The following is a 15,392-nucleotide window of genomic DNA, read 5'->3' on the forward strand; positions in this document are numbered from 1 at the left end:
AGGCTGCCTTTTCATTTGTCACGAGAAACGAGTGACAAATGAAAAAAATTATCCTGTCTTCCTTGGCGATCTTCGCGCCTTTGCGTGAGAAAAAATGGGTTGCGGGCAAAGTCCGCGTTAGAAAATAAGTGCGGGACAGTCCCCATGCCACATGCAAAGCGCTGAACAGGTACGAGGTTTTTAACTTAAGTCCAAAGCCATGAGTTTGCAAGGCCGGGATGGAGAGCGCATAACATGATTTCAACGTAAAACAGGGAACAAGGCAAATGCCCTGTTCCCTGTATCATGCCCGAATAGAATGCTTTCAGCCAGGCTTACCGGCAGAGAGGCACAGTTTTGGCTGCGCGCTGTATAGAGGCTTCCAGCATTTCCCAGAGCGGGGGTATACACCGTTCTAAAATCATTGCCGGGTTGTTGGCAATGCCGGATCAGAAGCTGTTCATCATGGACTGGTAGGCCTGGATGGCAGCCTTCATTGTGGCGGGCGGAGGAGGTGCAGATGAATTGTCTGCTTTAGACTGCCGGGGTTCTGATGCCTCCTGCTGTTCTTCACGCTCTTCCAGGCGCTGCTCGGTCCGGGCTTCAGCCTCCATTCTGGCAGCGTCTGCGGCTACTCTTTGATCCTGGGGAGAGGGGTTTGCCGGGGCCAAGGCCGCCCGGCGCACGGTGCGGGCCTTTTCCTCGGTCTTTTCAGCATCTCCGGGCACAGGTGAAGAATCTATGGAGACTTCACCTTCAACCGCGTACTGCCTGCCATCTGGTCCGGTTTCATAGCTGCAGCTGGCTCCACCGGTTACGTACTGGCCGCCGGCGGCAATATGGGCCTGCTCATGGGCACGCACTTCAGCGTCTCGCTGTCTTAGTTCCTGCAGTTCCTGGCGCTCTTCAGCCGAGAGCTTATTTTCGTCGCGCAGACCATGTTCTTCTACAAGGGGGTCATCGCCGGACTCTGCCTGATCTGATTTTACCGCATCAGAAGGAGTGGATTCTGTATGTGGATTTACAGGTGCGTATCCAGGATGCTTTGTTTGATGTTTTTCACCATGTTCAGACCCGGCCAGAGGGCGGGCATCCGGCCCGTATCCCACTGGTTCCGCCTGCTTGACAGTGTGTCCGTTTGTTCCGGGCTTGCCAGGGTTATGATTGTCCTGGGAATGGGATAATGTGACTCTGTCTCCGAGCAGCATTTGAGCTGCAGCAATTTCAGCGCCGGATACACCGGCCCCGGCATGGGAACCAATATGCGAATCGCCTGTAGCCAGGGCACCGCAGAAAGGGCAGGGGGATTCGCAGCAGGAGTGCGAACCCTGCTGCTGGACTGCGTAATGACCGGTTCCGCCCAAAAGGGCCTCTGAAGTATAATAAGCCTGTTGGCCGGTGGCTGATATATCCATACTGCAACACCTCGAAAGGATCTGGTACTTTACTAACGCGGACTTTGCCCGCAACCCAGTTATCTGTTATTTGTTAATTGTTAATAGGGTAAGGCAGTTAATTTCGGCTTTTGTTCTTCAACAATTAACAATTAACAATTATCGATTAACAATAAACTGATATCAATTTCTTGTTTTTTATGACATGATTTCAGGAGTAGGCGCTTGAAAAGCCTTCCAGTATAATTTTTTTCTGATTATGTTATCGGTCATCATGGATAAAACTTTAGAGCCTGAAAAAAGATTTTTTGAAATTGATACCGGATTATTTTTGAGTTGAAAGTTATCAGCGCTTCACTCGGCGGACCCGGGACCGAACCGATAAGTAACTGACACTCCTCGTTCTCAGGCTCCAGCCTGGAAACGTCTAGTTCTTGCGGCTCCAGCCGCTTCTTCAAAATGTGGCTGGAGCCACAAAAAAGTGATGTCCCCAGGCTGGAGCCTGGGAACAAGAGCAAATATCCTAAAATTTGTAAGTACCTGATTTTATTGCCAATACGATTCTAGTTACTTGTAAGTTAATTTTTAATGAGTGATGAAAAAAAGCTTTATGATTTCAAATGGTTATATGATGATACTGGCTTTGCCTGCAACCCAGTTATCTGTTAGTTTGTTAATTGTTAACAGGGTAAGGCAGTAAATATCTGACTTTTTGCAGGTGCATCAGATATGCAAAATATCAAAATCACTTCATTAATACCCAATTTCGTCATAGAAAAGTTTACAGGTTACCAGGAAACTATCAGGGCCTGTCTTGATGGAATTGAAGCCGGCAAGGTCCTGCGACGCAGGAGGCTGGTGTGGATAAAGCCCAACCTGGTAAATGACTCGCCTTTTCCGGTTACCAGTGATCCGGAAATGATCCGGGCCGTGATTGAGTATGTCCGGGACAATTCCAGGGCCAGGATCATCATAGCCGAAGGTTGCGGTGATGCCGGCATGGAAACCCACCAAGTCTTTGAGTCACTGGGGTATGACAAGCTGGCGAGAGAGTACGGAGTGGAACTGGTTGATTTGAACAATGAAGCATTAAAAAGGCTCAGCAATCCTCAATTCCAGGTCCTTCCGGAAATATATCTGCCCAGAAGGATTTTTTCCGGAATGCTCATTTCGGTGCCGGTTTTAAAGCGCCATTCCCTGGCCGGAGTCACCCTGGCCATGAAAAACCTCCTGGGGCTGGCTCCGCCAAAGCACTATCAGCAGGGTGGCAGCTGGAAAAAATCTTATTTTCACAGCCGGATGCAGCGCAGCATATTCGAGCTCAACTGTTACCGTAAGCCGGACCTGTCCATTGTGGATGCCAGGGTGGGTCTGGCACAATACCACCTTGGCGGGGCGGAGTGCAACCCGCCGGTCAACAGAATTCTGGCCGGATTCGATCCGGTGGCCGTGGATGCAGCCGGAACCGGTCTTTTGGGACTTTCCTGGAAAGACGTGGGCCATATCCGCATGGCGCACAAGGTGCTTGGAACAGCCAAGGAGATTTAAAGATGTGACTGCAAAAAGTCATTTTTGCAGTCACAGACGTCAGAGGTCAGAGGTCTGTAAAATCAAAGAGTTAAGTAGATTGTTAGTAACTTCTCAATAACTCCGGGCAGTATTCCTGGATACCGGCTTCCGCCGGTATGACATCACAATGCAACGACCTGTTTTCATTCGTCATTCCGGCGAAAGCCGGAATCCAGGTATTTTCTTAGTGTAAGATAGCCCAGAATTATTGAGAAGTTACGATTGTTAATTTCTGAATTTTTCATTCCCTGACTTTTTGCAGGTGCATCTTTAAAGTATTGACAAGATGCTATAAAACATGATTTGCAACCCAGAAATAAATTATGGGTATCTGTTTAGCGCTTTTAAGGAAAGCAGGGGACAGGCACAACCCACACTTATTTTTCTGAAGGATGTTTGACGGAATTTTAAAAATAAATTCGGGGAGAGCCGGCCCCGGTACCGCATGCAAAGCGCTGAACAGATACAATAATTCACAGGAGGACGTTTAGAATGCAGGAGAGGGAAGAAGAACAGAGTTTCGCCCAGATGCTGGCGGATTCTGACATGGATGCCGGACCAGAGCTGGAGCCTGGAGACAAGATCCGTGGAAAAGTAATCAGCATTGGAAAAGATCAGGTCTATGTCGATACCGGGACCAAGGTCGACGGGGTGGCTGACAGGGAAGACCTCCAGGACAGCGAAGGCAACCTGGATCTGAAGGAAGGAGACATGCTGGAGCTGTTCGTGGTATCCAGAAAGCATGGAGAAATACGACTGGCTTCATCCTTCGGGGCCCATGGTGGTCTGGAGCAGCTAATGCAGGCTATGGAACAGGAAATACCTGTCCAGGGCAGGGTGAAGGAGACATGCAAAGGAGGATTCAGGGTGCTGGTCATGGGCAATCACCTTGCATTCTGTCCCATGAGTCAGATTGACAACCGTATGGTAGATGATTCTGAAAGCCTTGTAGGCGGAACATTTTTGTTTCTTGTGAGCCGGGTGGAGGGAAATGCCCGGAATATCGTGGTATCCAGGCGGGCTTTGCTGGATAAAGAGCAGGCGGAATCCCTGCAGAATTTCAGCAGCAGATTTTCTCCCGGGGATGAAATAAATGGCAGTGTGACCAGGGTTGAACCCTACGGGATCTTTGTTGAAATCGCCCCAGGCCTTGAAGGCCTGGTGCATATAAGTGAAATGAGCTGGTCCAGAAATGTATCACCTGAAGAAATTGTATCGGTAGGCGAGAATGTGACAGTAAGGCTGCTGGGGATCGAAGAAAAGGATAAGGGGCAGATCAGGATAGGCCTGTCAATGAAGCAGACCCAGGCTGATCCCTGGGACGGCATCAATGATACCTTCGAGGTCGGAAGCGTTGTAGAGGGGGTCGTAACCAGGGTCACATCTTTCGGAGTCTTCGTGGAGTTGACCCCGGGCATAGAAGGGCTGGTACACATAAGCGAGATGAGTTATCTCAAAAGAGTCAACAAGCCCAAGGACGAAGTTCAGCCCGGACAGAGAATCAGAGTGAAAATCAAAGGCATTGAGCCTGCTCAAAGGCGAATATCCCTGAGTTTGCGCGATGCCGAGGGGGATCCCTGGGATGGTGTTGCTTCGCGTTATGTCAAAGGATCCCTGGTGGAGGGCCGGGTGGAAAAACGGGAAGATTTCGGCCTGCTGGGGGCTTTGGAACCCGGGGTTGTGGGGCTTGTACCGGCATCCATGCTGAACCGCGCCCAGGATGCCGGCCTGACGCATAAAAAACCCGGAGAAAACGTGAAGATCGTCATAGACGCAGTTGACGAGGCTGATCGGCGCATTACTCTTGCGCCGGCTGACTCGGTACAAAGTGATGACTGGAAATCCTACGCCGCTGCCCCAGAGAGCAGCCTGGGTACCCTGGGCATAAAGCTTAAAAAGGCCATGGAAGGGAAAAAATAGAACAGGATTTTTTTCAGACGCATCATCCAGGGAGTGATGAAATGATATCTTTGGGAGATAATCACACTACAGCCAAACTTCAAAAATTTATGACCTGTCTCAATTGGGGACAGGCATCCACGCACTTATTTTTAAAATGCCGTCAAACATCCTTCAGAAAAATAAGTGCGGGGAGAGCCAGTCCCCGGAGGTCTATATATAAGTTGCGCTGTAGTGATAAGGGGTTTTCTTTTTTTGGATTTGTCATTGTTCTGGCCCTGATAGCTTTTCTGCTGATGGTTGCAATCCCGCAATACCTGGAATACCGGGATCACGTCGGGGAGAACTCCAACCTCAGCAGTCCTGCAGCCGACCCGCCCTTTTTCATAGCCGGCATTCCGCCATGTTCACCCAGTACCTGAAAACGGCGCTGTCTGTATGTCTTTTAAGGCAACTATTCATGGGGACGACTGACCGGCCTGGGGACTGTCCCGCACCAAGCGCACAAAGAAAGAATTTGACCGGTTTTTCCTTTTGAATTAAGCGGGGCTTGTTGTGAAGATCCTGTATTTGCTTCTGGCCCTGACCGCAGGCATAATGATGCCGTTGCAGGCAGGAATCAATGCCCTTTTGGGGGCCCAGATAAAAAGCCCCATCCTGGCTGCCGCTGTATCTTTTACCGTGGGCGCCGCCTTTCTGGTAGTGCTTTGCATGCTGCTTCGAATCCCTGTGCCTGCACTTTCCGCCTGGGGCAAGCTTCCGCTCTGGATGTGGACCGGGGGACTACTGGGGGCTTTTTTTGTTACCACTACCATAATCCTGGCCCCCAAGCTGGGTGCAGTTACACTTCTGGCTTCGCTTATCGCGGCCCAGATGACCGCTTCAATTATTCTGGATCATTACGGTCTTATCGGCTATCCTGTCCAACCCGTAAACACGGGACGAATCCTGGGGGTTATATTCCTGGTCCTGGGAGTAATCCTGGTACAGCGCTATTGATATCAATTTCTGATATATCTGGAGAGTTAATAGTTGAAGAAAAAAGACTCGTGATTTCAAGTAGTTACTTACTAAGGCAGGCTTTGCCCGCAACCCAGATAAGATAAGAGTTTTTAGCCCACAGATCACACAGATTGACACAGATAAAAGAGATTGAAGAAGCATTTTTTTTCCTTGCGGGAATAAGAACCCGCAAGGAAAAGGCATCAGCCGCTTGCGCGGCGGGGAGAGCACCTGAGCTTAGTGTCCAAAAATGAAACAGTCCCAGTGCCAAGTGCTGAACCCCCGTCATGGCTCAAATTTTTCTTGTTTTTTGTGACAGGATTTCAGGAGTAAGTCACTAAATGTAATTGGACAGCTGAATATTTTAAAAATATAACAATTCCAGCATGTTGCGCTAGAACTTTTGACTGTCAAGTGATATATGGAGGTTTAAATGAACTTGGAACAACAGGTAAGAGATATTGCTCTAAAGGCCCGTGAAGCCGGCAGGCTCATGGCCAGAGCCGATTCGGAAAAGAAAAACAGGGCCCTGGAAATACTGGCGGATCTGCTGGAACAAAAGAGCGGCAAAATCCTTGAGGCCAATATCAAAGACGTCCATGAAGCGGAAAATAGAGGCCTGGACAAAGCCAGGGTGGAAAGGCTGAAACTGGACTCCGGGGCTGTAAAATCCATGGCAGGGGCCTGCAGGGAAGTGGCTGCCATGCATGACCCGGTAGGGGGGATTGAGTCCATGCACAGAAGACCCAGCGGCATCACTGTGGGCAGAATGCGCATTCCCCTGGGCGTGGTGGCCATCATTTATGAATCCAGACCCAATGTTACCATAGACGCGGCCATCCTGTGTCTCAAGGCGGGCAATGCCGTGATATTAAGGGGCGGATCCGAGGCGGCCAATTCCAATGAGGCCCTGGCCGGTTTCATATCCATGGCCCTGGCCCAGAGCGGACTTTCCGAAAACGGGGTCTGCAGCCTGCCATCCACAGACCGGGAAGCAGTGCGTATTATGCTCAAGCAGGACGACTGCATAGACGTGGTCATCCCCAGGGGCGGGGAGGGGCTTATCCGGGCCGTGGTCCAGGATGCAACCATGCCCGTCCTCAAGCATTACAAGGGAGTGTGCCACATCTATGTACACAACGACGCCGACCTGGACAGGGCTTTAGATATTGTCCAGAACGCCAAGGTTCAAAGGCCCGGGGTATGCAACGCCCTGGAATGCCTGCTTGTGCACTCTGACGTTGCAGGGGATTTTCTGCCCCGTTTGAGCTACAGGCTGGCGGGGGACCAGGTGGAGTACAGGGCCTGCGAAAAATCCCTGCCTTTGCTTGGAGATGCTGCAGGGCCTGCAGCTCCTGATGACTTCGGCCGCGAGTTTTTGTCTCTGACCATGGCTGTTCGCGTCGTAGACAGCCAGGACCAGGCCCAGGAGCATATAGATAAATTCGGTTCAGGACATTCCGAGGCCATCCTGACCAGGGACTACTCCAGTTCCATGCGGTTCCTGCGGGAAGTGGACGCATCCGCAGTCTTTGTCAACGCCTCCACCAGGTTTAACGATGGAGGACAGTTCGGGCTGGGTGCCGAAATAGGCATATCCACCTCCAAGCTGCACGCATACGGACCCATGGGAGTGCGGGAACTCACCAGCACCAAGTTCGTGGTCCTGGGCGAAGGACAGATCCGCGGGTGATCCTGGGGCATGGGAAAGAAGTATGCAGGTATGGGAGTATCGGTGTATGGGAGTGGGAAAAGGCTGTGTTCGGGTGTGGGAATCTGGGCGTGTGGGAGTATGTAAACCTGGATTTTGAGATGGAAACCCTCGCATGAATCAGGGTCAGGAACATATAGAGCACAGGGCGGAGCAGCTTCGCCGGGAAATCAACCTGCATAATTATTATTATTATGTCCTGGATGATCCCGTTATAAGCGACGCAGAGTATGACCGGATGCTTGCGGAACTGAAAGACCTGGAAGAAAAGCATCCCGGGCTTAAGCATCCCGGATCGCCCACCATGAAAGTCGGTGCCCCGCCGGCAGGGCAGTTTGAGCACAGGGAGCACTCCCTGCCCATGTACAGTCTGGACAACAGTTTTTCCCTGGACGAGGTCCGGGATTTTGTTCAAAGAATCAAGAAGCAGATTCCGGACGCAGACCCGTATTTCTGGGCGGAGCCAAAGCTGGACGGACTTGCGGTGGAGGTAATTTATGAAAACGGGCTGTTTGTAGCCGCCAGTACCAGGGGGGACGGATACGTGGGGGAGGACGTCACAGACAATATCCGGACCATCAGAAATCTGCCCCTGACCCTCTTTGATGTCGACTCCATGCCTGAATACCTGGAGGTGCGCGGAGAGGTAGTAATCCCCCGGCAGGAATTCGCCCGCCTCAATGCGGACAAAGCTCGGAAGGGAGAAAAGGTCTTTGCCAACTCCAGAAACGCCGCCGCCGGGTCTGTTCGTCAACTGGATTCCAGGATTACGGCTTCCAGGCCTCTGTATTTCTTTTCCTACGGCACAGGTATAAGCAGGTTCAAGTCCGGTTCGAACTGGCAGAGCCAGCAGGAGATAGCCCGGGATATGGAAGCACTGGGTCTACCTACGGTTCCTGGCGGTCGCATATGCAGGGATACTGATGAGGTGGAGCAATGCTACCGGGAACAGCTTGACAGGCGCGAACAAAGCCGTTTTGAGATTGACGGGCTGGTGATAAAGGTCAATGATATTGCTTTGCAGCAAAGGCTGGGCTTCACCTCCAGGGCCCCCAGATGGGCCATGGCCCTGAAGTTCCCGGCTATGCAGGGCAGAACCAGGCTGAATGATATTCAACTGCAGGTGGGGCGGACCGGTGTATTGACACCGGTGGCCATTCTGGAACCTTTAAACCTCGGCGGGGTTTTGGTTTCAAGGGCCAGCCTGCACAATGAAAACGAGATACGGGCCAAGGACCTTAAAATCGGCGACATGGTGCTGGTACAGCGCGCCGGGGATGTGATCCCGGAAGTGGTCCGGCCCCTGGTCAAAGAAAGAGACAGTACGCAAATTGACTTTATCTTTCCGGATGAGTGTCCGGCCTGTGATAGTCCGGTAACCCGGCTCAAGGACGAGGTTGCCCTTCGTTGTCTCAACATCTCCTGTCCGGCCAGGCTGGAGCAGCAGCTTATATATTTTGCCGGCAAGCAGGGGCTGGACATTGAGGGGCTGGGACGGCAGTGGATCAGGGTACTGGTGAGCAAGGAGTTGATTAAAAGCCCGGCTGACCTTTTTCGCCTGCGTCTTGATGACCTTGTGCCCCTGGATGGAATGGGCCTGAAACTGGCTCATAATATCCTGGATTCCATAAGGGAGGCTGCTGAAAAGGCTGTTTTGCCCCGGCTGATCGCCGCCCTGGGCATCAGGCATGTGGGAGTGGAAACCGCCAAGAGGCTGGCTGAACATTACAAAGACCTGGATGAGCTGGCTGCAGCCCGGCAGGAGGACTTGCAGGGCATTGAAGACATCGGCCCGGAAGTGGCCCTGTCAATTGCAGAGTTTTTTAACAACAACCAGAATAAGAAGCTCCTGGAAGAATTTAAAGAAATCGGCCTGTGGCCTGTACAAGCCTTGAATGTCGATAATAAAATGCCACTGAAAGGTAAAAAAATGGTTTTTACCGGAGGAATGAAGACCCTTTCCAGAGACAGGGCCAGAGAGGAAGTGGAAAAACTGGGCGGCAAAGTTGTCGGGTCGGTTTCCAGAAATACGGATATGGTGGTGGCAGGGGAAAACCCGGGCTCAAAACTAAACAAGGCCCGGGAACTAGGCATTGAGATACTCAGCGAAGACGATTTTTTAAACTTTTTACATAGCTGGTCTTCCCGGAACTGATTTCTGTTTGCAGTGATTTTTTAACCGAATACCAATCGTACACGCCACCAGGTTTTATTACTTACCCCAGCAAGATTTTTAACGGCAAATTTCAAGGAGGTATTATGCAGACACAAGTCATAGTTATGGGTGCCGGGGGGCGCATGGGCGGTACCATTTCCAGACTGGCCATGGAGGATTCCCAGGTGGACCTGGTGGGTGCGGTTGAAACACAAGGGAAACTGGACACCCTGAAAGGCCTGTCATGCATGGTGCAAAGCGATTTGTCCAAGATACTTCAGGCCTACCCTGAAGCCATAGTGATTGATTTTACAGTTCCTGAGACAAGCCTGGACACCGCTGAAAAATGTTCCAGTGCCGGGGCTGCGGCTGTAATCGGCACCACCGGCTTCAGCGCGGAACAGACCGTAAAGCTTCAGGACCTGGCTGTATCCACCAGGATTTTCTGGGCCCCGAATATGAGTGTGGGAATTAATGTTCTGATCCAGATACTGCCGGAGCTTCTCAAAAGCCTCGGGGAAAAATATGACCTGGAGATAATGGAGATCCATCACAAGTTTAAAAAAGACGCCCCGTCCGGTACTGCTGTAAAGCTGGCCCAGATACTGGCTGAAACCAGGGGGCTTAATATGGACCAAAACGGGGTATATGCCCGTCATGGCATCATCGGGGAGAGAGGCAAGGACGAAATCGGGGTGCAGACCCTGCGCGGGGGTGACGTGGTAGGTGAGCACACCTTTTACTTCCTGGGTCCAGGGGAAAGAGTGGAAGTTACTCACAGGGCCCACTCCCGGGAGACATTTGCTCAAGGAGCTCTCAGGGCCGCGCACTGGCTTGCAGGGCAAAAACCCGGGAAACTGTACTCCATGGCTGATATCTTTGCATAAGCTCTGTCCTGCAGGGTTACCATTCCGGGGATGCCGCAATCGGCCATTAGGCGCTCCTGAAACCCTGTCATAAAAAACATGAAACTTAGACAGGATTAACCACGCCAAAGACGCGTGGCAGGCATAGATTGACAGGATAAGCAATCAGCGGCCGGAAGCCGCAGATTGCATTAGCCATCGCCAGAGGCGAGTGATTACCTTTTGGCCTGGCTTCCGGCCAGGACAAAAATGGTTTTCTCTTAATCAATCTCTTAATCCTGTTAATCCTGTCAAAAAAGATCTTTTCTATATTGGGTTGCGGGCATAGCCCGCCTTGGGCTTTTGTTCTTAAACAATTGTAACTATTCACCATGGTCCGGGAACTTTGCAAACAGGACGTAAAAACTCACTCCAAGGAAGCGTAAATCAAAACCTATACACTGGTTTGATAACCAGGATATATGCTGTAACATGCCTTGAATCAGGTTCGGTGTTTTACGGCTTTGATTAACGCTTCCTACGTCGTTCAGACAGTTTACGCCCAGTTTGCAAAGCCCCCGGACCATGAATCCGCAACCAGGCGCTTTATCCAGCAGAAGCAGCTGGAGAATAGTTATACACAATTAACAATTAACTGATATCAATTTCTTGTTTTTTTTATGACAGGGTCTCAGGAGTAAGTCACTTACATACAATCCATTACAATTAGATTTTTTCAATGCATAAAACTTTCGGATACTTATTGTTGTTTTGCCTGGTCATGGGAGTGTTTCTGCTGCATGCAGGTAATGTCAGGGCCCAGACGCTGGATTTTTCCAGTTTTCTCATCGACACCCATAAAGATCACCTGGTGGCTGTGTTCTCCATTGATATCCAGGATTTTGAGAAAATCCGGGATGCCATGCATGACGGTAACAAGATGAGTATGCATTGTTCAATCCAGTTGTACAGGCACAGGACGCTTTTCTGGAATAAAAAAATTCACGAGAAGACTATTGTAATTGACCTGGAAAAAGACCTTCTTACAGGAGAATATCTGATTATATTCCCAGATAAGACATATAAGCTCCAGGAATTAAAAGAAGATAGCTTTGATGCCCTTTTTAAAGATATGAGCATAAATCTTTCTCCCCTGGAAAAAATAACTCCTGGAAGAAATTACAGGCTCCAGATAGGCATAAGGGTTATTTCCAGAGATGTTCCCAAGTGGATAAAAGCTACCCTTTTTTTTCTTCCCTGGGATATAATCAAGGAAGTAAAGTACGAGATGGATTTTTCTTTTTGAAAAAGGGGACCAGTATCAGCTGGAGAGCGCCTAACTGAATTTCTATATTCACAGACGTAGAACCTATGAGTTCAGAGTTAAAAAGTGAGCCAAAATACCATTGCGGTTTCCCAGCCCGACTCCAAGGAAAGGCGCAGAAGGCGTAAAGAGATCTACATAGCCCTTGCAGCCGCAGGACTCATCGGCCTTTTAACCTGGATCGAACTGCATTTTTTCGGCGTAGAGTCTTATCTCTTCCTGGCTTTCTTCAACCTCAACCTGATTCTTCTGCTGCTGGTACTTTTCCTGGTTCTTCGCAACATTTTCAAGCTGGTTATTGAACGTAAGCGTAAAGTCCTTGGGTCTAAACTAAGGACCCGGCTTGTAATGACCTTTCTTGCCCTGTCCATTGTGCCCACCCTGCTGATGTTTTTTATTGCGGTTCGTTTTGTCCATACTTCTGTTAACTACTGGTTTCAGGAACAGGTCGGCCAGTCCATGCAACAGGCCCTGGAGGTGGGCCAGGTGTTTTATTCTTCCGTCAAGCAAGGCCTTGAAGTTCGCTCCGAAGTTACCCTGGAACAGATTAGAACCCAGCGTTACCTGTGGGGCGGACCTGGAATGGGCAATTTCCTGGAAGGCAAAAAGGCTGCAGAACATGACCTTACCCTGGTGGGGATCGTCAGTCCATCCCTTAAAGAGCAAAACTGGTACGCGGATGAGGAATGGCAGGTTTACTGGCCTGAAATAAAACAGAACGTTCCCTGGAATGAACTTCTGGAGAGTCCTGGGTACTGGACCGGCATGTGGTCCAGCGAGGAATCCGGGGACCTGGTGATGGGAATCATGCCAGTGGATGAGGCCAGGACAGGGTTTCTGGTGATGGGACAGACTTTGGAACCGGGGCTTATGGCCAGGCTGGAGGGAATTGTTCAGGGCATTGAAGAGTACCGCAAGCTGGAAACCATAAAAAATCCCATGAAGACCGCCCTGTATACCATCCTGGGATTGATTACCCTGCTGATTCTTTTTGGATCCACCTGGTTCGGGTTCAAGCTTTCCAGGGAAATATCCGCGCCGGTTCAGGCCCTGGCCGAAGGGACCGAGAGGGTAGCCAGAGGAGATTTGGGGGTGCGCCTCCAGGATCAGTCTGATGATGAATTGGGGCTGCTGGTGCAATCCTTCAACAAGATGGCCAGGGACCTGGAAAAGAGCCAGAACAGCCTGACCCGGGCTAATGTGCGCCTGGCAAGCCAGAACCAGGAACTGGAGTCCAGGGGCAGGTATATGCATGCAGTCCTGGACAATATCACCGCCGGAGTCGTCTCCTTGAACCACGAAGGCAGGATAACCACAGTGAACAAGGCTGCGGAATGTATTCTTGGAATAGACAGCCGCAAGGTATTAGGGCATTATCCCCTGGATATGGTGGGGGGGGAATACGGCAAACTGATAGAGGAATTGTTGAATCAGCTGCATGACCTCCCTGAATCGCAGTGGCAGAGGCAGCTGGAGCTTGAAGTGAAGGGCCGCATTGTCAAGATAATGGTAAATGCCGTGATCCTGAGAGGTGAACAAGGGGACTACTACGGTATCGTGGCTGTGTTTGAAGACATTACTGAACTGGAAAAAATGCAGAGACTGGCTGCATGGAGAGAAGTGGCCAGGCGCATAGCCCACGAGATCAAAAATCCTTTGACCCCCATAAAACTGTCTGCTCAGAGACTGGAGAAAAAGTTCGCATCCAGAGTGCAGGATGCTTCCTTTGAACAGAGTACGCAGCTGATTATCAGACAGGTGGAAAACCTCCAGCAAATGGTCAGGGAATTTTCTTCTTTTGCCAAGCTTCCTGAGGTCAGGCCAAGGCCTGATTGTATCAAGAGCCTGGTGGAAGAACTGGTGAACATGTTTGCCCAGAGTCACAGGCATATCAAGTGGGAACTGACTGTTGCTCCGGATATCCCAGGTTTCAGTTTTGACCGCGAAGCCATGAAAAGGGTGTTTTTGAATATATTTCTGAATGCAGTAGAAGCAATTGATAAAAGCCGGGACGCTGAGGTTGCCATCGACCTGGATTATGATGTCCAGCTTAACAGGGTTTTCGTGCAGGTGGCGGACAATGGCCCGGGACTTAGTTCCGAAGAAAGGGCCAAGCTTTTCGAGCCCTATTATTCCAGCAAAAAAGAAGGAACCGGCCTGGGGTTGGCAATAGCGAAATCCATTGTTTCTGACCACGGGGGATATGTCAGGGTCAAGAGAAACCAGCCCAGGGGCACCATATTTGTTGTTGAGCTACCGGTGCGCAACCCCGAAAGTATAAATATCGCCTGAGTCAAATTTTTTCTTGTTTTTTGCTGACAGGGTTTCAGGAGTAAATCACTAACGAAGAAAACCACAGCCCGGCAATCTGAAGTTTGCAGGGGAGGGTGCTTTTTTGGTCAACTGCAAGACAGAAACAATAATGGTCCTGGAGCATGACCATCACAGGGCTTTGGATATAGCAGACAATTTGAAATCCTGGGGCATGACCCCATTGGTTTGCGACAGTCATTTCAAAGCCCTGGAAAAGACAGAAGAGCAACACTTTTCCGTTATCCTGGCCTGTATGGAGGATACCGGCATCGACGGCCTGGAGTTTTGCCGTATATTGAAAAATCGTCAACAACTGGGAAGGATGGGTTTTACATTTATAATCCTCATGGGAGAAAACCACCACCGCATTGATATTTGTGAAAGCCGGGAGGGGGTGGACGATTTCATTATCCACCCATTCCTGGACTGCGAGCTCAAGTGGCGGATCATGTCAGGCCTGGCCAGGCAAAGAGAATATCACGAGAGTCTGACCTCCTCCCTGTTCGATCCCGCTACACTTGTCCTGAACGAAAAGGGCCTGAAAAAAGTCCTTTACCAGGAAGTGAATCGTCTGGGACGAAAACAAGGTTTTCTTTCTCTGGCAGTACTGGATTTCAGGGAGCGGGACATGATGGAATTAAGCCTCGGAACAGGTCTTTGCAGGTGGGCCAAGGAGGAAGTTCTGAAATCCATGAAGGACAGGCTGCGCAACTATGATCAGTTGGCCAGGACAGACCTGGACCGGATATGTATAATCTCAGGAGAAAACAGTATAGAGGGCATAACCGGTCTTTTAAACAGAATTTCCGGCTTTATGACAAATCTGGATTTTAAAGCGGCCGTGGTGAATGATTTTGACCTGTCTCTTGGGGGTGCCTATGTAAGTCTGCAGGTCAAGAGCACATATGATAACATGGGCGTCTGTGCAGAGCATATGTACGACTGGATTTCAGAAATCATTGATTTTTCTGGTTCCTCCAGGGGATACACGGGACACCTGGACGAAAGCGGCCTGCATATACAAAGCGTTTCCAGCTGACGGGCCCTGACCGCCTGACACTACTGCAAAAAATTTTTAAAGCGGGCTTTGCCCGCAACCCATTTTTTCTCACGCAAAGGCGCGAAGATCGCCAAGGAAGACAGGATAATTTTTTTCATTTGTCACTCGTTTCTCGTGACAAATGAAAAGGCAGCCTTGTCC

General features: G+C 50.2%; 11 protein-coding genes. 10 read left to right on the forward strand and 1 reads right to left on the reverse strand.

Annotated elements, in window-relative coordinates; genetic code table 11:
• Window positions 1-428: 428 nt before the first annotated feature.
• Window positions 429-1,394, reverse strand: coding sequence for a putative metalloprotease CJM1_0395 family protein (locus tag QZP87_RS09730; protein ID WP_291322724.1), 966 nt, complete (start codon window positions 1,392-1,394; stop codon window positions 429-431).
• Between the two features lie 708 nt (window positions 1,395-2,102).
• On the opposite strand from QZP87_RS09730, the gene QZP87_RS09735 reads away from it, so the two are divergent.
• From QZP87_RS09735 to QZP87_RS09780, 10 genes are all read left to right on the forward strand, one after another.
• Window positions 2,103-2,921 (forward strand): DUF362 domain-containing protein, encoded by an 819-nt coding sequence (locus QZP87_RS09735; RefSeq protein ID WP_291322725.1) that lies wholly within the window; start codon window positions 2,103-2,105, stop codon window positions 2,919-2,921.
• Between the two features lie 513 nt (window positions 2,922-3,434).
• On the forward strand, window positions 3,435-4,862 hold the full coding sequence (locus tag QZP87_RS09740) for a S1 RNA-binding domain-containing protein (protein WP_291322726.1): 1,428 nt from the start codon (window positions 3,435-3,437) through the stop codon (window positions 4,860-4,862).
• Window positions 4,863-5,065: 203 nt separating this feature from the next.
• Window positions 5,066-5,263, forward strand: a complete 198-nt coding sequence (locus tag QZP87_RS09745) for a hypothetical protein (protein ID WP_291322727.1) — start codon at window positions 5,066-5,068, stop codon at window positions 5,261-5,263.
• A 133-nt stretch (window positions 5,264-5,396) separates the two neighbouring features.
• Window positions 5,397-5,840: a DMT family transporter gene (locus QZP87_RS09750; protein ID WP_291322728.1), complete on the forward strand. Its 444-nt coding sequence runs from the start codon at window positions 5,397-5,399 to the stop codon at window positions 5,838-5,840.
• A 436-nt stretch (window positions 5,841-6,276) separates the two neighbouring features.
• On the forward strand, window positions 6,277-7,536 hold the full coding sequence (locus tag QZP87_RS09755) for a glutamate-5-semialdehyde dehydrogenase (protein ID WP_291322729.1): 1,260 nt from the start codon (window positions 6,277-6,279) through the stop codon (window positions 7,534-7,536).
• A gap of 133 nt (window positions 7,537-7,669) precedes the next feature.
• Window positions 7,670-9,709, forward strand: a complete 2,040-nt coding sequence (ligA, locus tag QZP87_RS09760) for an NAD-dependent DNA ligase LigA (RefSeq protein ID WP_291322730.1) — start codon at window positions 7,670-7,672, stop codon at window positions 9,707-9,709.
• Window positions 9,710-9,813: 104 nt separating this feature from the next.
• Entirely contained in the window at window positions 9,814-10,596 is a 783-nt protein-coding gene (gene dapB / locus QZP87_RS09765) for a 4-hydroxy-tetrahydrodipicolinate reductase (protein WP_291322731.1), read from the forward strand.
• A gap of 697 nt (window positions 10,597-11,293) precedes the next feature.
• Window positions 11,294-11,860 (forward strand): DUF4390 domain-containing protein, encoded by a 567-nt coding sequence (locus QZP87_RS09770; RefSeq protein WP_291322732.1) that lies wholly within the window; start codon window positions 11,294-11,296, stop codon window positions 11,858-11,860.
• Window positions 11,861-11,944: 84 nt separating this feature from the next.
• The gene (locus QZP87_RS09775; protein ID WP_291322733.1) at window positions 11,945-14,170 is read left to right on the forward strand and encodes an ATP-binding protein; all 2,226 of its coding nucleotides are present in this window, start codon (window positions 11,945-11,947) and stop codon (window positions 14,168-14,170) included.
• 103 nt (window positions 14,171-14,273) lie between these two features.
• A complete protein-coding gene (locus QZP87_RS09780) occupies window positions 14,274-15,230 on the forward strand; it encodes a hypothetical protein (RefSeq protein ID WP_291322734.1) in 957 nt (318 codons plus the stop codon).
• The last annotated feature ends 162 nt before the right edge of the window (window positions 15,231-15,392 follow it).

It is taken from the genome of Desulfonatronospira sp. (genome assembly GCA_003563255.1).
Lineage (GTDB): Bacteria > Desulfobacterota > Desulfovibrionia > Desulfovibrionales > Desulfonatronovibrionaceae > Desulfonatronospira.

Bases quoted from the DNA above. Each gene is read 5' to 3' on its own strand.
- QZP87_RS09730 (WP_291322724.1), bottom strand. From the start codon at position 1,394: ATGGATATATCAGCCACCGGCCAACAGGCTTATTATACTTCAGAGGCC.
- QZP87_RS09735 (WP_291322725.1), top strand. From the start codon at position 2,103: ATGCAAAATATCAAAATCACTTCATTAATACCCAATTTCGTCATAGAA.
- QZP87_RS09740 (WP_291322726.1), top strand. From the start codon at position 3,435: ATGCAGGAGAGGGAAGAAGAACAGAGTTTCGCCCAGATGCTGGCGGAT.
- QZP87_RS09755 (WP_291322729.1), top strand. From the start codon at position 6,277: ATGAACTTGGAACAACAGGTAAGAGATATTGCTCTAAAGGCCCGTGAA.
- ligA (WP_291322730.1), top strand. From the start codon at position 7,670: ATGAATCAGGGTCAGGAACATATAGAGCACAGGGCGGAGCAGCTTCGC.
- dapB (WP_291322731.1), top strand. From the start codon at position 9,814: ATGCAGACACAAGTCATAGTTATGGGTGCCGGGGGGCGCATGGGCGGT.
- QZP87_RS09770 (WP_291322732.1), top strand. From the start codon at position 11,294: ATGCATAAAACTTTCGGATACTTATTGTTGTTTTGCCTGGTCATGGGA.